General features: G+C 48.1%; 17 protein-coding genes. 9 read left to right on the top strand and 8 right to left on the bottom strand.

Features of this window, described 5'->3' with window-relative positions:
* Positions 1-17 precede the first annotated feature (17 nt).
* The 7 genes from thrC to CBP12_RS00370 form a co-directional block, all read right to left on the bottom strand.
* Positions 18-1,298: a threonine synthase gene (gene thrC / locus CBP12_RS00405; RefSeq protein WP_086961900.1), complete on the bottom strand. Its 1,281-nt coding sequence runs from the start codon at positions 1,296-1,298 to the stop codon at positions 18-20.
* Positions 1,295-2,251: a homoserine kinase gene (gene thrB / locus CBP12_RS00400; RefSeq protein WP_086961898.1), complete on the bottom strand. Its 957-nt coding sequence runs from the start codon at positions 2,249-2,251 to the stop codon at positions 1,295-1,297. Before thrB ends, thrC begins: the two co-directional genes overlap by 4 nt.
* Positions 2,252-4,711, bottom strand: coding sequence for a bifunctional aspartate kinase/homoserine dehydrogenase I (thrA, locus tag CBP12_RS00395; RefSeq protein WP_086961896.1), 2,460 nt, complete (start codon positions 4,709-4,711; stop codon positions 2,252-2,254).
* Between the two features lie 282 nt (positions 4,712-4,993).
* Positions 4,994-5,692 (bottom strand): tRNA/rRNA methyltransferase, encoded by a 699-nt coding sequence (locus CBP12_RS00390; protein ID WP_086961894.1) that lies wholly within the window; start codon positions 5,690-5,692, stop codon positions 4,994-4,996.
* A gap of 363 nt (positions 5,693-6,055) precedes the next feature.
* On the bottom strand, positions 6,056-6,238 hold the full coding sequence (locus CBP12_RS00385) for a hypothetical protein (protein WP_086961892.1): 183 nt from the start codon (positions 6,236-6,238) through the stop codon (positions 6,056-6,058).
* Positions 6,239-6,276: 38 nt separating this feature from the next.
* Positions 6,277-6,468: a hypothetical protein gene (locus tag CBP12_RS00380; protein WP_086961890.1), complete on the bottom strand. Its 192-nt coding sequence runs from the start codon at positions 6,466-6,468 to the stop codon at positions 6,277-6,279.
* A gap of 496 nt (positions 6,469-6,964) precedes the next feature.
* Entirely contained in the window at positions 6,965-7,456 is a 492-nt protein-coding gene (locus CBP12_RS00370; RefSeq protein WP_086961887.1) for a putative 4-hydroxy-4-methyl-2-oxoglutarate aldolase, read from the bottom strand.
* 537 nt (positions 7,457-7,993) lie between these two features.
* Here CBP12_RS00370 and arcA point away from each other — a divergent pair.
* The 5 genes from arcA to CBP12_RS00345 all read left to right on the top strand — a co-directional run bounded on the left by arcA (position 7,994) and on the right by CBP12_RS00345 (position 14,278).
* Entirely contained in the window at positions 7,994-8,710 is a 717-nt protein-coding gene (gene arcA / locus CBP12_RS00365) for a two-component system response regulator ArcA (RefSeq protein ID WP_086961885.1), read from the top strand.
* Positions 8,711-9,264: 554 nt separating this feature from the next.
* A complete protein-coding gene (locus CBP12_RS00360; RefSeq protein ID WP_086961882.1) occupies positions 9,265-9,720 on the top strand; it encodes an NUDIX hydrolase in 456 nt (151 codons plus the stop codon).
* A gap of 247 nt (positions 9,721-9,967) precedes the next feature.
* Entirely contained in the window at positions 9,968-11,308 is a 1,341-nt protein-coding gene (mgtE, locus tag CBP12_RS00355) for a magnesium transporter (RefSeq protein WP_086961880.1), read from the top strand.
* A gap of 84 nt (positions 11,309-11,392) precedes the next feature.
* The gene (locus CBP12_RS00350; protein ID WP_086961878.1) at positions 11,393-12,847 is read left to right on the top strand and encodes an AAA family ATPase; all 1,455 of its coding nucleotides are present in this window, start codon (positions 11,393-11,395) and stop codon (positions 12,845-12,847) included.
* 3 nt (positions 12,848-12,850) lie between these two features.
* Positions 12,851-14,278, top strand: coding sequence for a vWA domain-containing protein (locus CBP12_RS00345; RefSeq protein ID WP_086961876.1), 1,428 nt, complete (start codon positions 12,851-12,853; stop codon positions 14,276-14,278).
* 7 nt (positions 14,279-14,285) lie between these two features.
* Here the strand turns inward: CBP12_RS00345 and CBP12_RS00340 are convergent, their stop codons facing one another.
* Entirely contained in the window at positions 14,286-14,717 is a 432-nt protein-coding gene (locus CBP12_RS00340; RefSeq protein WP_086961874.1) for a GNAT family N-acetyltransferase, read from the bottom strand.
* A gap of 136 nt (positions 14,718-14,853) precedes the next feature.
* On the opposite strand from CBP12_RS00340, the gene CBP12_RS00335 reads away from it, so the two are divergent.
* The 4 genes from CBP12_RS00335 (at position 14,854) to purB (ending at position 19,313) form a co-directional block, all read left to right on the top strand.
* Entirely contained in the window at positions 14,854-15,255 is a 402-nt protein-coding gene (locus CBP12_RS00335; RefSeq protein WP_086961872.1) for a group II truncated hemoglobin, read from the top strand.
* A 679-nt stretch (positions 15,256-15,934) separates the two neighbouring features.
* A complete protein-coding gene (gene mnmA / locus CBP12_RS00330) occupies positions 15,935-17,041 on the top strand; it encodes a tRNA 2-thiouridine(34) synthase MnmA (RefSeq protein WP_086961870.1) in 1,107 nt (368 codons plus the stop codon).
* Positions 17,038-17,664: a high frequency lysogenization protein HflD gene (gene hflD / locus CBP12_RS00325; RefSeq protein ID WP_086961868.1), complete on the top strand. Its 627-nt coding sequence runs from the start codon at positions 17,038-17,040 to the stop codon at positions 17,662-17,664. Before mnmA ends, hflD begins: the two co-directional genes overlap by 4 nt.
* A gap of 281 nt (positions 17,665-17,945) precedes the next feature.
* On the top strand, positions 17,946-19,313 hold the full coding sequence (purB, locus tag CBP12_RS00320; protein WP_086961866.1) for an adenylosuccinate lyase: 1,368 nt from the start codon (positions 17,946-17,948) through the stop codon (positions 19,311-19,313).
* The last annotated feature ends 161 nt before the right edge of the window (positions 19,314-19,474 follow it).

Genomic DNA, 19,474 nt, shown 5'->3' with positions numbered 1-19,474 from the left:
CGGGGTGAATTAAGCTATTACTTACTCATCATCTCAGCTTTTAGAGCGGCGAAGTCGGCGGGGATGGTGCCGTTGAGTGGCTCCATAGCAAGGTGCTTAGCTAGCGGACCTGGCAAAGGTAAGTCTTGGCCTAAAATATCATCCACATTTTCTTTGAACTTAGCCGGGTGCGCAGTACATAAGAAAATTCCCACTTCATCTTGGCTGCGCTCTTTATTGAGTAAGTCCCAACCAATGGCACCGTGTGGCTCACATAAATAACCCTGGGCAAACAAGCGCTGTAGCGCATCTTTGGTTTGCTCGTCATCTAGCGCATCGGCGGCGATATCGGCTAAATTCCAGCCTTTCACGCGGCATAGCTCTTCCACTCGCGGCCAGTTGTTAGGGCGGCTTACATCCATGGCATTAGATAAGGTGGCTACCGTGGCGTTAGGGCTCCAGTTACCACTGGCTAAATAGCGCGGCACCGTATCGTTGGCATTGGTGGCAGCCATAAAGCGCTTTACGGGTAAACCAATGGCTTTAGCGATTAAACCGGCGGTTAAGTTACCAAAGTTACCGGAAGGCACTGCAATCACGGCGTTATGGCGCTGATTTGCTGGCAACTGGGCAATGGCTTCAAAGTAGTAACAAACTTGTGCCACTAAGCGGCTGATATTAATGGAGTTAGCCGAGTTAAGGCCGACTGCCGCTTTTAGCTCTTCATCATCAAAGGCTTGCTTAACCAGCGCTTGGCAGTCATCAAAGTCGCCTTTTACTGCCAGCGTGCGAATATTATCGCCGAGGGTGGTAAATAACTTTTCTTGCAGCGGGCTAATTTTGCCCTCGGGATACAAAATAACCACATCGATATTAGGCAAGCCGTAAAAAGCGTGTGCCACGGCGGCACCGGTATCACCGGAAGTGGCCGTTAATATAGTAATCTTCTTGCCGTCTGTGCTAAGAGTGGCCAAACACTGAGCCATAAAACGGCCACCAAAGTCTTTAAAGGCTAAGGTAGGGCCGTGGAATAGCTCAAGCGCATAAGTGTGCTCGTCAACTTTGACTAAGGGAGCAGGAAAGGTAAAAGCGCGCTCGACCATGGCGCTCAAGGTGACTTCAGGAATTTCATCACCAATTAAATGCTTTAATACTGCCACCGAGCGCGGAACTAGCGGCAACTCTAGCAGCGCATCTATGTTTTCCATGGGGCTTAAGTCTTGAGGGAAAAACAACCCCTGATCACGACCTAAGCCTTGCTTAACGGCGCCAGCAAAGTTAATGGTTTCTGAGTTGTCCTTGATGTTATACAGCTTCATAGTTGTGTTCCTGTTACTCGAGCACCTTGGGTATCGATTTTGCAAATATGGCAAAAGCCATCTTCATTTTGAATAAAATGCTCACCAAGCCAGCTTTTTAGCTTCTCGGCTTGCTCTACATCTTTCAGCACGCTAAATACGGTGGGCCCACTGCCAGAAATACCGGTGGCCAATGCACCCAGCGCGGCAGCTTGGTCGCGCACCGCATCAAATCCTGGAATGAGCTGGGCACGATAAGGCTCGGCAATCACATCTTTTAGCATGGCAGCTGCCAGCGGCTCTTGATGAGTATGGCAAGCATGCACAAAGCCCCCTAAGCGACGACCATAAGTTAGGCAGTCTTGGCGGCGATATTGCGCCGGCAAAATACTGCGCGCCGCCGAGGTAGAGACATTAATGCCGGGATAACACAGCACAAAGTACCAGTCATCAAAGCTGGGGAGCGTTTGGCTAACAATGCCCGCCTCATCAATAACCAACTGCAAGCCACCAAAATGACAAGGAGCGACGTTATCGTAATGCAAAGAGCCCGATATTTGGCCCTCTAGCTCACCCATTAACAGCATTAACTCATGCTGGCTTAAGGGTTCATTATAAAAGGCATTAAGGGCCACAAACGCCGCCACTATGCTGGTAGCACTGGAGCCAAGCCCAGAGCCTACCGGCATGCTTTTTTCTAGCGTCATTTGCAGCGGCTTGCTGGTCACGCCCTTATCAAAAATAGCTTTTTCAAAGGCTAAATAGCAGTCATAAACAATATTTTGGCTAAAATCTTCTGGGAGCTTATGGGCATAGGCGCCCACAGTAGTGAGACTAAACTCACCGTCTGTGTCTCCTACCCATACTCGATCGCCCAACATGGTGCCATCCACGGGGGCCATGGCGGCCCCTAATACATCAAAACCCACACTAACGTTGGCGGTAGAGGCAGGGGCAAAGGCTACTACACTCATTTAAATCTCCTGCTTCCAGTTATGGGTGCGTAATAAGTCGGCAAAGACGCCCGCTGCCGTAACATCGGCACCGGCACCATAGCCACGCAATACTAAGGGAATGGGCTGGTAATATTGGGTATAAAAAGCCAAGGCGTTTTCCCCGTCTTTTACTTTAAACAGCGGATCATCACCGTCTACCGCCTTAATGGCAACCTTACAGTGGCCATTTTCAATTTCACCTACATAGCGCAGTACTTTGCCCTCGGCTGCCGCTTCTGACACTCGCTGCTCAAAATAGGCGTTCGCTTCTGGCAGATGCGCCATAAAGGTGTCAATGTCGCCGCTGTCATCAAATTCAGGTGGCAGACTGGCTTCTACTTCAATGTCGGCTAAGTCTAATTGCATGCCAGCTTCACGGGCTAAAATTAATAGCTTACGTGCCACATCCATGCCGCTTAAGTCATCGCGAGGATCCGGCTCAGTAAAGCCATTTTCCCTTGCAATGCGCGTAGCATCAGCAAAGCTCATGCCCTCATCCAATTTACCGAAAATATAGGACATAGAGCCGGATAAAATACCGCCAAAGGCTTTGAGCTCATCACCGGCACGCAACAGATTTTGTAAGTTTTCAATCACCGGTAAGCCGGCACCCACTGTAGTTTCATATAAAAACTTACGATGGGTACGCTGGGCGGCGCGGCGCAGTTGGCGATAATAATCGAGGCTGGCAGTGTTGGCTTTCTTATTAGGCGTGACCACGTGGAAACCCGCCGCTAAGAAGTCGGCATATTGCTCAGCTACGTCATCGCTAGAGGTACAGTCCACTAATACCGGATTAATTAAATGGCTGTCATCGACCATGCGGCTTAGGCGGGCAAGATTAAAAGTATCGGTAGCTTGGCTGAGCTGCTCTTGCCAATTGGCCAGATCAATGCCATCGCGGTTTAGCGTCATTTGGCGTGAGTTGGCAATGCCTACTACTCGAATACCAATGTCTTGTTTTTCTAATACCGGTTGCTGGCGACGAATTTGCTCTAATAACTCGGCACCTACCCCGCCGCAACCCACTAAGAACACATCAATAAAACGACGGCTAGAAAAGAAGTTTTGATGGCAGGCTTTTATGGCCTCAGTGGTTTTCGCTTTATGGATCACCGCAGAAATTGAGCGCTCGCTTGAACCCTGCGCAATGGCCACAATATTAATGGACGCTTCGGCCAATGCAGTAAAGAAACGGGCCGACACCCCTTTAACGGTGCGCATGCGATCGCCCACTAACGAGATAATGGCAAGATCGTCAATGAGCTCCATTGGCTCGAGCAGTTTATTTTTAAACTCGAGAGCGAATTCATTATTAATGGCGGCTTGGGCTTTCGCTTGATCAAAGCTATGAATACAAAAGCTGACGCTGTATTCCGACGAGCTTTGAGTAATGAGCACTATGCTCACACCGGCGCGCGATACACAGGAGAACAAACGCCCTGCCATGCCCACCATGCCTTTCATGCCCGGACCTGAGATGTTGATCATGGTCATGCCGACTAAATCGGAAATGCCTTTTACCTGTTGCTCATCATCACTGCACTCAGGACCAATTAACGAGCCCTCCCCTTGTGGGTTAGCGGTGTTTTTAATTAAGCAAGGAATTAAGAACTGAGCGATAGGAGCAATGGTTTTAGGGTGCAAGACCTTGGCACCAAAATAAGACAGCTCCATGGCTTCTTTATAAGATAATTGCTTTAGCAACTTAGCATCGGGCACTAGGCGAGGGTCGCAGTTATAGACGCCATCTACATCGGTCCAAATTTCACAGCACTCAGCGCCCACACAGGCGGCCAATACGGCGGCTGAATAATCTGAGCCATTACGACCCAAGGTCACGGTTTCGCCTTTAGCATTACCGGCGGTAAAGCCTGGCATTAAATAAATGCAATCACCGCGCAAGCCTTGTTCGCTAAAGCGAGCCTTTGAAGCTTCAATATTAATAGTGGCTTCTAAATAGCTGCCCTCGCCCAGCAACATGCTTTGCGGGCTGATTACTGCTACTTGCTCACCGCGTGCTTTTAATAACTCGGCCATGGTAGCAATGGATAGCGCTTCGCCACGGCTTAAAATATGGGCTTGGGTGTTATCTGGGCATTGCTGCAACAGGCCCACGCCTTGCAGCAAGCGCGCCAGCTGGCTGAGCTCGCGCTCAACGCGTGACTTAACGCCGGCATCGTCAAAGGTAGGAAATTGTGTCTTAAGGCCATCGATAATGGCGTGAAAAATCTGCTCAATTTCTTGTAATACGGGTGCTGAGTCCAAACCACGAATAGTTTGCTCAACCACGGCCACCAAGTGATTGGTTACTTTGGCGGGAGCGGACAGCACCAGCGCCACCTGAGATTGCTGCTGATTATTGACCACGATATCGGCGACATTATTAAATCGCTCGCTATTGGCCAAAGAGGTGCCGCCAAATTTCAAGACTCGCATTCATAACTCCCTATGCTAGACGAAAAGCGCTATACAAACAGTGCTAAACAAAATGTGAAAACCACCAGGGTTTAAAATCAAAAAATCGCAATAAAAAAGCCCGTATCAGATGAGGACACGGGCTTTAAAATTTGAAAAAAGTTGTTAGCGCATCAGCCCGCCCCAGTGCCACCTGTGGTGGTACCGGTAATAATAATGGTGATAATACGCGTGGCATGAGTGTGCATAGCAAACAACGTTTACAAAATGATGGCATAGCAATAACCCGACGACGCATGCTTGTCAACTGCTCTTAGTCTTAGCCAGCGCGCCAGCTAAGTCTTTAATCAATAAATGTAAAAGATTTAAGTCGCGCTGAGCCAGTAAAGGCAGCCGATCTTCTACCCACTGCGCCAGTGTCTCTTGCTGTGTAACGCCGATACTATTAAATAACTGAGTTGTTTTTTCTTGCAGCACTCTTAACTGAACAGGGTTTAAATTAGACTCAGCCTCACGCGGTTGAGTCACACTCACACCCTGACTAAATTCATAGGCATACAGCATAATCGCTTGGCCTAAATTTAAAGATGGGTAGCTAGCGGCGAGCGGTAAATAACTAATAATATCGGCATGAAGTAAGTCTTCATTGCTCAAGCCGGACTCTTCACAGCCAAATAAAATCGCAACTTTTTGTAATTGCTTATTCTTCACCTGCGCTATGGCTTGTTGCGGCGTCAGGTAATAACGATAACGGCCGCGTTCTCGGGCCGTGGTCGCAATGACTAAGTCCATATCTGCTAGCGCACTACTGAGCTCACTAAAACTCTCGGCGTTATCTAAAATCTCTTGGGCCCCATGAGCGACCCAATGGGCTTTTTCTTGTTGGTGTACACAGCTATTAACGAGGCGCATGTGACTAAAGCCCATGGTTTTCATGGCTCTAGCCGCAGCGCCAACATTTTCTGCCCGCGCTGGCGATTTAAGTACAAAATACAGCTGCATGCCTACCCTTAGCATTGCCCCAACAAAACGGGGCGTATTTTGCCATAAAAGTCTGCACAGAGATAGCGGCCCAGGACAAGAGCGCAGGAAGTCGACCAAGGTCAATAAGTGGTAATTTTAATCTTTGCCATCTCGTCATACCACGCTTGCCGCGGTATCAGCTATCTCGTCATACCGCGCTTGCCGCGGTATCTCGCTCGTTGGTTTTAATGACTAAAACATAGACTCTGATTTTTATCCGGATGACAGCAGTGATTAAGATCCTGACTTTCGTCAGGATGACAAATGTGATCCGCCGTGCCGCACTCGCCGCGATATCAATCATCTCGTCATGCCGCACTTGCTGCGGTATCAGCTATCTCGTCATACCGCGGTATCTCGCTCTTTGGTTTTAAAGACTAAAACATAAATCCTGATGTGCATCAGGATGACGGCAGCAATTAAGATCCTGATTTTCATCAGGATGACACCAAAGACCGAGATCCTGACTTTCGTCAGGATGACAAATGTGATCCGCCGTGCCGCACTCGCCGCGATATCAGTCATCTCCTCATGCCGCACTTGCTGCGGTATCAGCTATCTCGTCATACCGCGCTTGCCGCGGTATCTCGCTCTTTGGTTTTAAAGACTAAAACATAAATCCTGATGTGCATCAGGATGACGGCAGCAATTAAGATCCTGATTTTCATCAGGATGACACCAAAGACCGAGATCCTGACTTTCGTCAGGATGACAAATGTGATCCGCCGTGCCGCACTCGCCGCGATATCAGTCATCTCGTCATGCCGCACTTGCTGCGGTATCTCGTTCGTTGGTTTTAAAGACTAAAACATAAATCCTGCTGTGCATCAGGATGACGGCAGCAATTAAGATCCTGATTTTCATCAGGATGACACCAAAGACCGAGATCCTGACTTTCGTCAGGATGACAAATGTGATCCGCCGTGCCGCACTCGCCGCGATATCAGCTATCTCGTCATGCCGCACTTACCGCGGTATCAGCTATCTCGTCATACCGCGCTTACCGCGGTATCAGCTATCTCGTCATACCGCGCTTGCCGCGGTATCAGCTATCTCGTCATGCCGCGCTTACCGCGGTATCAGCTATCTCGTCATACCGCGCTTGCCGCGGTATCTCGCTCGTTGGTTTTAAAGACTAAAACATAAATCCTGCTGTGCATCAGGATGACGGCAGCAATTAAGATCCTGATTTTCATCAGGATGACACCAAAGACCGAGATCCTGACTTTCGTCAGGATGACAAACTAGCGACTAAAACGAATAGTGAGTGAGCGCTTCGCGAGACACAATAATGCCGTTGATATCAGCATAAAGGTAATCACCGCTGTTGATGGTGGCGCCCGCAAAAGTAAGTGCAACGTCAATATCGCCTATATCGTGCTTTTCTGTTTTCATGGGGCTCGCAGCCAAGGCCTTAACGCCTAAGGCCATGTCGCTAATAGCACCGGCATCGCGAATCGCGCCATTAATGACCACTCCTGCCCAGCCATTTTCCATGGCCATGGCGGCAACTTGATCCCCCATTAGCGCTCTGGCTAGGGAGCCACCGCCATCCACTACCAATACTTTGCCCGTACCGGGCGTGGCTAATACTTCTCGTACTTTAGAGTTATCTTCAAAGCAGCGCACCGTTACTACTTTTCCCCAAAAGGTGGCTGCCGCACCAAAATCTTTAAAAATGGGTTCTAAAATTGTAATTTTACTTTCGTGCTCATCACATAAGTCCGGTAATAAGTCCAACATAATGGCTCCTTAAAGCATGGTTATAAAAATAATTGAGTATTAAGCGGCTAAATAAAGCCTAAGCAACTGAATTTTCATGTATTAACTCTAATGTTTACCCCGCTAAAGCTCAATCATAGCGGCTGTTAGCCCAAGCCGAGACCGCTTTGATATAAAACAGGGCGACTCACCAAATGCCCACAGCTAATGGTGAGTTATTTAACTTGACCTCGATCAAGCTTAGCTTTAAAAGTATTTAACATTTGCCGAGCTAAACTATTGTTATGCGCCTGTTAACTGTTAAAATAGCGTAACTTTTAAGAAAGGACTCTTACTTGCTAGTTATCTTTTCAGCCAAGAACATTAACAAGCTGAGAGAGCAGGTACTGCATGGCATGCAAATAAATACAGTTTATAACCGACAGCGAGGACAACTGGGTTACCTTGAGTGTCGTAAAATGTGGCGTAAGCGAGTAGATGAGCTACAAATTATCTACATTTCCTACTCCGGCTACAGTGGCAACCCACTCTATTTACATCTAATAAACAGGTAGGCACATGCAGACACCACATATTCTGATTGTTGAAGACGAGTTAGTGACTCGTAATACCTTAAAAGGTATTTTTGAAGCGGAAGGTTATTCTGTATTAGAGGCCACTGACGGCGATGAAATGTATCAAGCGCTGTCTAATAACAACATTAATCTGGTGATCATGGACATTAACTTGCCAGGTAAGAATGGGTTGTTACTAGCTCGTGAGCTACGTGAGCAGCATAACTTGGCACTGATGTTTTTAACCGGCCGTGATAACGAAGTCGATAAGATCTTAGGTCTTGAGATTGGCGCCGATGATTATATCACTAAGCCCTTTAACCCTCGCGAGCTAACCATACGCGCGCGCAACTTACTTAGCCGCACCATGCAAGTGCCAGAAGCGCCAGAAGAAGATCGCCAAGTGGACGCTTATCGCTTTAATGGCTGGACACTCGATATTAATAGCCGCGCGCTAGTCAGTCCTAATAATGAAGTGTTTAAGCTGCCGCGCAGTGAGTTTCGCGCCATGATCCACTTTTGTGAGAACCCAGGGCAAATTCAAAGCCGTGCCGAGTTATTAAAGAAAATGACCGGTCGCGAGCTTAAACCTCATGATCGCACGGTAGACGTTACTATTCGCCGCATCCGTAAGCATTTTGAGTCTCAGCCTGATACGCCAGAGATCATCGCCACCATCCACGGCGAAGGCTATCGCTTTTGCGGTGACTTAGAAGCCTAAGCGCTGCGTAATCTAATAAAATTGCTATTTAAAACCTCGCTCCGGCGAGGTTTTTTACTTTAGGCTTTTGTAGTCATCCTGACACACGTCAGGATCTTAATCACTGCCGTCATCCTGATGACAAGCAGGATCTATGTTTTAGTCATTAAAACCAACGAGCGAGTTACCGCGGCAAGCGCGGCATGACGCAATTGAAGATACCAGAGCAAATCTGGTATGACGGCAGGGAATAGGAATGTGGCTTATGTAGTCATCCTGACGCACATCAGGATCTTAATCACTGCCGTCATCCTGATGACAATCAGGATCTATGTTTTAGTCATTAAAACCAACGAGCGAGATACCGCGGCAAGCGCGGTATGACAGAGTTGAAGGTGTCCGAGCAAGTCCGAGATGACGATGTAAAATAAGAATTTGGTTAAGGCTGTACTGAGGGCGACTTTCATGTCGCACTTTTACCGTTATAGGGATCTTTTAGTGGCTTTTGCGGATTTCGTTACCAATTATCTTTAGTCTTAAAGGAAAACATCTTAAGAAAAATATTTGGAGAGCACATGAGTCATCATCCTTTTGCGGTAACGGTTGCTAATGTGGTGTGTGCCGCAGAGCGTTTTTTAATGGTAGAAGAGTGGCAACAAGGGCGTATTCGCTTTAATCAGCCCGCTGGCCACCTTGAAGCCGGCGAGAGTATTATCGCGGGCGCCGAGCGCGAATTATTAGAAGAAACCGGTCTAAACCTTAAGCTTGAGCAAGGAGTGGCGATTTATCAGTTTACGGCGCCTGATAATGGCACCGAATTTGTACGCTTTACCTTTTGTGTGGAGGTCGCTGAGCCCTTAGCTACCCTGCCCCAAGATCCCGATGGCGATATTATTCGCTGCCATTGGCTGACTCTTAGTGAGATTGAAGCTTTAGGCGAGCAATTACGCAGCCCAATGATTTTAGCGTCTATTAAAGATTATCTAGCAGGCGCGCGCTTTGCCCTTTCTAGCCTCAAACAGCAGCGCTAAGTGGTGAGTGGCTGTTAATAATAAGAAAATTAGCTCTTGGGCTTATCTTTTAGCGGCTATCGTGGCCAGTGGTTTGCTTTATTAACAACATTCATCACTAATCACTGCCCAGCCTTGCTATTAAAAAATCAATCACTTAGCATTTGTTTATTCTATAGCTGCCAGTTTTATGTCTAAAAAATACGCAATTAGCAGCTTTTTTAACTAATTAATTATTGCCTCTTGGGCTATCACGCGGAGCAACAATATGGATCATCAAGAACTCGCGTTGGTATTAGGCAACGCCATTGAGCAGCAAGACTTTGATAGTGCCCTTGAGCAAGTGAAAGGCATGCGCCCCGTCGACATTGCCGATATTTTAGCGGAGATCAGCCCTGCTCTCGCGTGGCGACTGTTAGATAAAATCCCTGATCGTGCGGGGATTTTTTCTTATCTAGACATAGATGTGCAAATGGAACTAGCGCGAGAATATCCTCGCGGCAACCTAGCACGCTTAATTGGTGAAATGCCCTCAGATGAGCGCGCCGACTTATATAAGCAACTCGACCAAGAGCAAAAAGATGCCCTGCTGCCAGCACTCGCTCAAGCGGAGCGAGAAAATATTAGAAAGCTGGCCTCCTATAGCGAGGGCACGGCCGGTGCCTTAATGACCTCAGACTATGCCACTTTAGATGGCAATATGAATGTGCATGAAGCCCTAGCGGCACTGCGCCGTGAAGCGCCCGATGCCGAAACGATTTATCACGCTTATGTGATTGACGCACAGCGCAAACTCGTGGGTGTGGTGTCACTGCGCGCGCTAATTTTGGCCGCTCCTGGCACCTTGATGCACAGTTTAATGATCAGTAACCCTATTCATAGCCAAGTGAATGACGACCAAGAAGACGTAGCCAAAACTATCGCTCGCTATGACTTAATTGCGCTGCCAATTGTCGATGAAAATGGCGCTATTGTGGGCATTGTGACTCACGATGACGCCATGGATGTGATGAGCGAAGAAGCCACCGATGACTTTCATAAGTCCGGGGGCGTTAGCACCATGATTGGTAATATGAAAGATGTCAGCATTCGCGTGCTCTATAAGAAGCGGGTGTTTTGGTTGGTGCTGTTAGTGTTTGGTAACCTTTTTTCAGGCGCCGGCATTGCCCATTTTGAAGATGTGATTGCCGCTAACATTGTGTTGGTGTTCTTCTTACCGCTTTTGGTAGACAGTGGCGGTAACGCCGGCTCTCAATCGGCCACGCTAATGGTACGTGCCCTGGCCACCGGCGAGGTGGTAATGCGCGACTGGTTTAGTTTATTAGGCCGTGAAGCATTAGTCGCCTTGTGTTTAGGCGGCACCATGGCGGTGGCCATCTCTTTAGTGGGCTATTGGCGCGGTGACACAACGGTGGCGATAATCTTAGCCATGAGCATGATGTGCGTGGTGTTAATTGGTTGTGTTATTGGGATGAGTTTGCCTTTTATCTTAAATAAAATGGGCTTTGACCCCGCCAGTGCCAGTGCGCCTTTAATTACTTCGGTATGTGACGCTTCTGGGGTGGTTATCTACTTATTTATTGCATCCCAATTTTTATCGCTGACGTAAGCCTGCTTTTAGCCTTGGTCAGACCCGGTAATTTGCGTACACTATTGCTAATATTTTAATACAATTAACTTACAGGTTGGATACATGGTCGTTAAATCCCGTATTGCTGAACTGATCACCCAATTACAGCAAGGGCTGCTAGAACGGGATACACCGGCCAGATTAGCCTTGTTAGGCGCGCTATCTGGTGAGCATTTATTATTACTAGGCCCACCGGGCACGGCTAAGAGTGAGCTAGCACGGCGCTTACACACCTTAGTCGAAGATGGTCGTTACTTTGAACGATTACTGACTCGTTTCTCGGTGCCAGAAGAGCTATTTGGTCCCTTATCGATTAAGGCCTTAGAGCAAGATAGATATTTGCGCCAAACCGAAGGCTACTTGCCAGAAGCGGCCATTGCTTTTATCGATGAGATCTTTAAAGCCAACAGTGCCATTTTAAATAGCTTGCTCACTATCTTAAACGAGCGCCAATTTGATAATGGCAGCCAGCGCTTAAAGGTGCCGCTAATTTCGGTGATTGCCGCCAGTAACGAGCTACCCGAAGGCGTAGAGCTGAACGCTTTATATGACCGTTTCTTATTGCGCTATGAAGTGGCGCCGGTTAATGATGACAGCTTTACCGAGCTGCTAACGCTTAATCATAGCTACCAAGCCCCCACCGATTGCCAGCGTTTAAGCCACGACGATCTAACGGCCATTCGTGAAGGCGCCAGTACACTAGACTTATCACCGGCCTTAATCCGTTTACTGCATAGCTTGCGCCATTTTTTAAGTGAACAAGAAATAGTCGTGTCTGATCGCCGTTGGCGCAAAGTGGTTAAGCTGCTTAAAGTCTCTGCCTTTTGTAATGGCGACAGTGAAGCCGGGCTCTATGATGCTTGGCTGCTACCGCATTGCTTATGGCAACACCCTGAGCAATATGCCGTCCTTAGCCACTGGCTGACTGAAAATATTGCCTCAGATCCTGGCTTTAATGCACAAATTGTTACCGAGCTAGTTGATAGCTGGCAACAAAGATTAGAACAAGACGCCGATCCCATAGTGCCGGCACTGGATGAGCAAGGCTATCAGCTGTATTTAGATGAACAAGGCCAAACCGTAGTAGAAGCAAAAGGTCAGCGCCAAAAGCGCAACGAACTGGGTGAGTTACTCTACCATCAGCCGCGCGTACCTAATGCTAGTTTTACTGAAGATGAAATTAAAAATTTGGGCAGTAATTTTGATACCTACCAGCCCATTATGGAGCAATACCAGCGCCAAAGTGCGCTACAACCCAAGGCTTGGCCGGCAGCTCATATTGCCTCTCGGCTGCGCCAACTGGATGAGCGCATTAGTGAGCTAGGCCAATATTTAGCGTGGCTTGAGCAACAGCTCAGGGGCTTAACCGAGCGCTTGGCTAACCATTTATGGCTAGAGCCAAACTTGGCTGAGCAAGCCCAGCGTCAGCTTGAGCGCCAACAACAGCAGCTCAGCCAACAAAAAGCCCGCTTGCAAGACTTGCATCACGCTTTTGCCAACTTGCCTGTTGAGGGCTAAGGCATGGCTGCTTCTTTGCCACTTGGCTTAACGCCACTGGCGAGCTTACCGGAAAATTTGTTTGCGCTAGTGGTCACCCATCCGCTAGGCAGTTTATTGCCGCGCGCTATTACTATTAGCAACTGGCTAGCGGGCTTAGATAAAGGGCAGCTTTCCCCGCCAGGAGACTGGCTTAATAACAGTACAGAGCGGCGGATCCGGGTACTGCTAGCAAAGTCTGGGGCGCTGGATTATAGCCAAGACACTCCTGAAGTGGCGCGCGCTGTGGTGCAAGATATTTTACTAACGCTTGAACAAGTAGAGCTAGAGTGGCCCGCTACAGCCAACGGCTTGGTATTGCATGGCATGGATGCCAAACTTGGCGAACAAAAAGCCCGGGCTCGCCATACTTGGCGCGCACTGCATAAGCTTGCCGAGCAATGGCAACACAGAGTGAGCTTATGGCAGTCTATGGATCAGGTGGCTGAAGAGCTCGGCATAGCGCCGGCGGTGGGTAATGATCAAAATCGTGGTGAGCTTCGCGATCGCGCTTGGTTTGACTTATTACGCTTAAGTCAGTGGATAGCACAAATCCAACCGCTACAAACCTTGCTTCAACAATTAGGTCAACAAAGACCCGACCCTGAGCAAAGTGCCAGCGTTAGCCATTTATTACAAAAAATGAGCCCCACCGACAGTGGGCCTCGAGAGCGAAAGATCCCGGGGCTGCCTATGGAAACTCAAGGCATTACTCGCTCTGATAATTTAGCACGCATGCTGCCTCTTGAAGCTGCATTTATGGGCCATGACACCTTAAAAATGCTGTGGCATGCGCGGCGCGCCGAACAAGGATTGTTAAGCTATGCGGTCGCCGGCGTCATGCCTATCGACTCGGGTAATGACTGGACGGCACCGCGCTCGGGTAAAGGTGAAGGCGAGGGTCAAGGATTGCAACAAGGCCCTATAATCTTGTGTTTAGATACCTCAGCTTCTATGCATGGACTGGCCGAGCAAGTCTCTAAAGCCTTAGTGCTAGAAGCGCTTAGAGTAGCTAAAAAAGAACAACGGGGCTGCATCGTTTATTTATTTGGTGGCAGTGATGAGCTATTAACGCTAGATAATCAAACGCTGGCTTTGCCCGAGCTGCTAGATATGTTGCGCGGCTCTTTTAGTGGCGGAACCGATGTTAACGCGCCTTTACAAGCAGCCTTAACCAACTTGCAACAACAAGCCTGGCAGCAAGCCGATATTTTGCTAGTGAGCGATGGTGAGTTTCAAGTCAGCGAGGCGCTACAAAAACAAGTGACGCGTGCCAAAGATGAGCAAGGAGTGCGTATTTATGGCCTACAGCTAGGGTATGCCACGGCACTGCATGCCATGAACCTTTTGTGCGATCCGGTGCAATTATTTAGCGATTGGAAAACACTAGAGCAGGCGGCGCGCTTGCAATAAGTGGCCTTTATTTAGCTTGGCGTAACCAAACTTGGCGCGGCTGTTGCTCGCCGAAATAATCTGCTTCTTCATTTTCATATTCAAAGCCACACGCTTGGTATAAGCGCTGCGCGCTATTATTGGGGTGTACGGTTAAGCGCACTTGGGGACAATTAAGCTTATCAAAGGCACTAAGTAGCTGGTTAAGCAGTGCTTTACCTATGCCCTGTCTTTGAGCATGGTTAGCCACTGCCAGCGACAGCACCCAAGCCTGCTCACCGCTCCCGCCGACAATATAGCCCAGCACCACGCCTTCTTTAACCGCCACCCATAACAAACTTGGCCATAGATCTAAGCATTGGCGAAATAAAAAATCCGGATAACACTGCTCACCAAAGGCGCGCTGCTCTAAAGCGGCAATGGCGCTGAGATCAGCTTTAGTGGCCAGTCTTACGTGCATGCTTGCTCCTTTTATAGACTTTTAAAATTACCAACTAGACACTAGCAACCCACTCTAACAGCCTTGCACACCTCACCGTTAGCTGGTTAAACTTTATTATTTTATAAACACAGCGCATTCATTAAGAGCATAAATAATGACAGCTTCTTCTTTTGGCCAAGGTGATAGCTCACTGCAGGCCGCCGGGGGTTTTAAAGGTTTACAACAACTAGCCCACGACTTTTACTACGCCATGGAAACCCGCGCCGACGCCGCACATATTCGTGCTATGCATCCAACAGACTTAAGCGAGAGTAGCGATAAATTAGCGCGTTTTTTAACTAGCTGGCTAGGCGGACCTGCCTTATATCGTGAAAAATACGGCCCCATTAGTATACCGCGCGCCCATGCGCATTTAGCCATAGGTATTGCCGAGCGTGATGCTTGGTTGGCCTGCATGCAAGAAGCGCTTGAGCAGCAAGCCTATAGTTGTGATTTTAAAGCCTACTTACTGCGAGCCTTAAGCGTGCCCGCCGAGCGCTGCCGCACGCAAGATTAACAGCCATAAGCCACAGGAAAACCCCAACTCACCTCAGGATAATGGCTAACACAAGGCGATACGATTAACGCCATACGCTATACGCCATAAGTTAAAGCAGACACGAGTTCAGCTTTTTCCTACCGAGGTCAATTCGAGATCTGACGTGCGCCAGGATAACAACGATTTCTCGTCATACCGCGCTTGCCGCGGTATCTCATACAGATCACTCCCTACTTCAATAGATCCTGATGTTCATCAGGATGACTGCGCAACAGAAAATACAGTGTCTTTCTGTTAACAATAAAACCTCTTTCGTGTTCTTCCGTGTATTCCGTGGCAAAAAAATCTTAGCTTTATTCTCGCTAGTTTAGCTTTTCGTACCGCGCTTAACGTAAGGCGTATAACGGTCAATTCGAGATCCTGACGTGCGTCAGTATGACAACCATTTCTCGTCATACCGCGCTTGCCGCGGTATCTCATGCAGACCACTCCCTACTTCAATAGATCCTGATGTTCATCAGGATGACGCAAGAACCAAGATCCTGACGTGCGTCAGGATGACGGGAAAACATACCTAAAGCGCTACGCGAATCGACCGCAATACAAATCAAGGCGAATCAATTATCGGCTTGGCCTCCCGCTGGCGGTCTTTGTCTGTTAAAATATCAGCCGTTTTGCAATGAGGTGGCGGCGAGTAATGAGCGATAACAGTCAGTTAAAAGTGATTGTCGGCATGTCCGGCGGTGTGGACTCTTCAGTATCAGCCTATTTGCTGCAAAGCCAAGGCTATCAGGTGGAAGGCCTGTTTATGAAAAACTGGGAAGAAGACGATACCGACGAGTACTGCTCTGCCGCCGAAGATCTGCGCGATGCACAAGCGGTGTGCGATAAACTCGGCATTGAGCTGCACACCATCAACTTTGCCACCGAGTATTGGGATAATGTGTTTGAGCATTTTTTAGCAGAATATAAAGCTGGTCGTACTCCTAATCCCGATATCTTGTGCAATAAAGAAATCAAATTTAAAGCTTTTCTTGAGTTTGCTGCCGAAGACTTAGGTGCCGATTTTATTGCCACCGGCCATTATGTGCGCCGTACCTTTGATGAGCAGCCTAAAATGTTGCGGGGCTTAGATAGTAATAAAGACCAAAGCTATTTTTTATACACCTTAAGCTCAGCCCAAGTAGCCAAGAGTTTGTTTCCGGTGGGTGAGCTAGAAAAGCCCGAAGTACGTCGCATTGCCGAGCAACTGGAATTAGTGACGGCCAAGAAAAAAGACTCTACCGGAATTTGTTTTATTGGTGAGCGTAAATTTACCGACTTTTTAGCCCAATACTTGCCAGCTCAGCCTGGAAAAATTGAAACCGTAGACGGTGAAGTAATTGGGGAGCATCAAGGCTTGATGTATCACACGCTGGGCCAACGTAAAGGGCTGGGGATCGGTGGGCTAAAAAACGCCAGTGACGATCCTTGGTATGTGGTAGATAAAGAGCTGGAGCGTAATGTGTTAGTGGTGGCTCAAGGCGATCATCCGCGCTTGTATTCTAAGGGGTTAATTGCTCGCCAGTTGCATTGGATAGATCGCACTCCCTTAACCGCGCCGCTGCGCTGCACGGTAAAAACCCGCTATCGCCAAACCGACATTCCTTGTGTGGTAGAGCCCCTAGATAATGACACTATTCGGGTTATTTTCGATGAACCTCAAGCAGCCGTCACCCCCGGCCAGTCGGCCGTATTTTATGCCGATGAGGGTTGCTTGGGCGGCGGTGTAATTGAAAGCCGTTTTAATGAGGAATTAGCGTGAGCCATAGCCTGGAAAATAAAACCTTAGCCTTTGCCGGTATTTGCCAAGCGGTGAGTTTGGTCCAACAAGTGGCTCGCCAAGGCACCATTAAAGATAAGGCGCCCCTTAGCGCCACCTTGAACAGTATTCTAGTGACCGATGCTGATAACACCGCCGACATTTATGGTGGCCAAGGCCAGTTAACGTTAGGCTACCAAACGATTGTGGATCAGCTGGGTAATAACGATAGCCGCAAAAACGCCGAGCTTACTCGCTATTTAGTAGGCACCTTAGCATTGGAGCGAAAGCTGGCGAAACGTAAAGATTTAATGGCCATGCTAGGCGAGCGCATTAATCAAGTTAAGCGCCAGCGCCACCATTTTGAGTTACTCGATGAGCAAGTACTTGCTAATTTTGCCAGCATTTACAGTGACATTATCAGCCCCATAGGACCGCGTATTCAGGTAGCCGGCGAGCCAAGCTTCCTACAGCAATCACTGGTGCAGCATCAAATTCGCGCCTTATTGCTCGCCGGTATCCGCAGCGCGGTATTATGGCGCCAACTGGGTGGCCAACGCCGACAAATTTTATTTAATCGCAAGCGCATGGTCGCGCTTGCCCAAAGCGCCTTACGCGAGAGCTAGCTAACTAACACAATATTTGCTTGGCCACAGAATACGCTAAAGAGTGTTGAGTGTTGAGTGCTGAGTGCTGAGTGTTGAGTGTTGAGTGTTGAGTGTTGAGTGTTGAGTGTTGAATTTTAGTCCAGTGCTTATAACTCAACCCTTATAACTAAAAACTCAACACTCACTCATGCGTTGCGTGGCAAAAATAGCTTTAAGGTTTCTGCTGTGCTGCACCAGTCAAACCAGCTATTAATATAGAACTGTTTATTATTCCCCCCCATATTTAGGAGTTGTGATTCATGGACTTATCAGCATTAACGGCTATTTCACCGGTTGATGGCCGTTATGGCAGTAAAACCGCAGAATTGCGCGCTATCTTTTCTGAATTTGGTTTATTGCGTTTTCGTGTAGAAGTAGAAGTGCGCTGGTTGCAAGCCTTAGCCGCTAATGCCGATATTCCTGAAGTGCCTGCACTGTCGGCCAAGGCCAATGACTTACTTGACAACATAGTGGCTAATTTTAATGAAGCCGATGGGCAGCGTATTAAAGACATTGAGCGCATCACTAATCATGATGTTAAAGCGGTGGAATATTTCTTAAAAGAAAAAGTAGAAGTATTGCCCGAGCTGGCGGCCATCAGTGAATTTATTCACTTTGCTTGTACCAGTGAAGATATTAACAATAACGCCCATGCCTTAATGCTGTCGGCGGGTCGTGACCAAGTGGTGGTGCCTTATTGCCAGCAGTTGATCGATGCCATAAAAGAGTTGGCCACTCGCTATCGTGATGTGCCAATGCTCAGCCGCACTCACGGTCAACCTGCTTCACCCACCACTTTGGGTAAAGAAATGGCGAACGTGGTGTATCGTCTTGAGCGCCAGCTTAAACAAATTAAAGCGGTAGAAATGCTGGCTAAAATCAATGGCGCCGTAGGTAACTATAACGCGCATTTATCGGCCTACCCAGAAATTGACTGGCATGACTTTGCCGAGCGTTTCGTCACCAGTCTTGGTGTAGACTTTAACCCCTACACTACCCAAATTGAGCCGCACGACTATATTGCTGAGCTGTTTGATGCCATCGCCCGTTTCAACACTATAGTGTTGGATTTTGACCGCGATATTTGGGCTTATATCTCTATTGGCTACTTTAAACAGCGCACCGTAGAAGGCGAAATTGGTTCCAGTACCATGCCGCACAAAGTTAATCCTATTGATTTTGAAAACTCCGAAGGCAACTTAGGTTTAGCTAACGCCATCTTCAACCACTTGGCAGTTAAATTGCCGGTGTCACGCTGGCAGCGTGACTTAACAGACAGCACAGTACTGCGCAACTTAGGCGTGGCGGTGGGCTACTCGGTGATTGCTTATCAAGCAACCCTTAAGGGCATCAGCAAGTTGGAAGCCAACCCTGAAGCCTTAGCCGCCGACTTGGATCAAAACTGGGAAGTATTAGCCGAGCCTATTCAAACCGTGATGCGCCGCTACGGCATTGAAAAGCCTTATGAAAAGCTAAAGGAGTTGACCCGTGGCAAACGCGTGAACGCCGAGGGCATGCACATCTTTATTGATACTCTGGAACTGCCAGAGACGGTGAAGGCTGAGCTTAAGCTATTAACCCCTGCCAATTACATTGGTAGTGCCATCGCGCTGACAGATAAGCTGTAATTACAGCAATAGGCGCCCAGCTAAAAACCGAGCCAATTGGCTCGGTTTTTTTATTCATAACCTGCAGAACAATGCTATTTATCTTTAAACTGGGCGCTTGATGCTCGGCGCTGCTCTTAATCTCTAAGCTGGGCGCTGTATTTCCTAATCTATCAATCTCT

Source organism: Oceanisphaera avium, from assembly GCF_002157875.1.
Taxonomy (GTDB): domain Bacteria; phylum Pseudomonadota; class Gammaproteobacteria; order Enterobacterales; family Aeromonadaceae; genus Oceanimonas; species Oceanimonas avium.
This window is presented reverse-complemented; position numbering and strand designations above follow the sequence as displayed.

What these genes read in the sequence shown, in the direction of transcription:
- CBP12_RS00360 (WP_086961882.1), top strand. Translation starts at nt 9,265, where the DNA reads ATGAGTCATCATCCTTTTGCGGTAACGGTTGCTAATGTGGTGTGTGCC.
- CBP12_RS00380 (WP_086961890.1), bottom strand. Translation starts at nt 6,468, where the DNA reads ATGACTGATATCGCGGCGAGTGCGGCACGGCGGATCACATTTGTCATC.
- purB (WP_086961866.1), top strand. Translation starts at nt 17,946, where the DNA reads ATGGACTTATCAGCATTAACGGCTATTTCACCGGTTGATGGCCGTTAT.
- CBP12_RS00350 (WP_086961878.1), top strand. Translation starts at nt 11,393, where the DNA reads ATGGTCGTTAAATCCCGTATTGCTGAACTGATCACCCAATTACAGCAA.
- CBP12_RS00340 (WP_086961874.1), bottom strand. Translation starts at nt 14,717, where the DNA reads ATGCACGTAAGACTGGCCACTAAAGCTGATCTCAGCGCCATTGCCGCT.
- thrB (WP_086961898.1), bottom strand. Translation starts at nt 2,251, where the DNA reads ATGAGTGTAGTAGCCTTTGCCCCTGCCTCTACCGCCAACGTTAGTGTG.
- thrA (WP_086961896.1), bottom strand. Translation starts at nt 4,711, where the DNA reads ATGCGAGTCTTGAAATTTGGCGGCACCTCTTTGGCCAATAGCGAGCGA.
- arcA (WP_086961885.1), top strand. Translation starts at nt 7,994, where the DNA reads ATGCAGACACCACATATTCTGATTGTTGAAGACGAGTTAGTGACTCGT.
- CBP12_RS00370 (WP_086961887.1), bottom strand. Translation starts at nt 7,456, where the DNA reads ATGTTGGACTTATTACCGGACTTATGTGATGAGCACGAAAGTAAAATT.
- thrC (WP_086961900.1), bottom strand. Translation starts at nt 1,298, where the DNA reads ATGAAGCTGTATAACATCAAGGACAACTCAGAAACCATTAACTTTGCT.
- mgtE (WP_086961880.1), top strand. Translation starts at nt 9,968, where the DNA reads ATGGATCATCAAGAACTCGCGTTGGTATTAGGCAACGCCATTGAGCAG.
- CBP12_RS00390 (WP_086961894.1), bottom strand. Translation starts at nt 5,692, where the DNA reads ATGCAGCTGTATTTTGTACTTAAATCGCCAGCGCGGGCAGAAAATGTT.
- CBP12_RS00385 (WP_086961892.1), bottom strand. Translation starts at nt 6,238, where the DNA reads ATGACTGATATCGCGGCGAGTGCGGCACGGCGGATCACATTTGTCATC.
- CBP12_RS00345 (WP_086961876.1), top strand. Translation starts at nt 12,851, where the DNA reads ATGGCTGCTTCTTTGCCACTTGGCTTAACGCCACTGGCGAGCTTACCG.
- CBP12_RS00335 (WP_086961872.1), top strand. Translation starts at nt 14,854, where the DNA reads ATGACAGCTTCTTCTTTTGGCCAAGGTGATAGCTCACTGCAGGCCGCC.
- mnmA (WP_086961870.1), top strand. Translation starts at nt 15,935, where the DNA reads ATGAGCGATAACAGTCAGTTAAAAGTGATTGTCGGCATGTCCGGCGGT.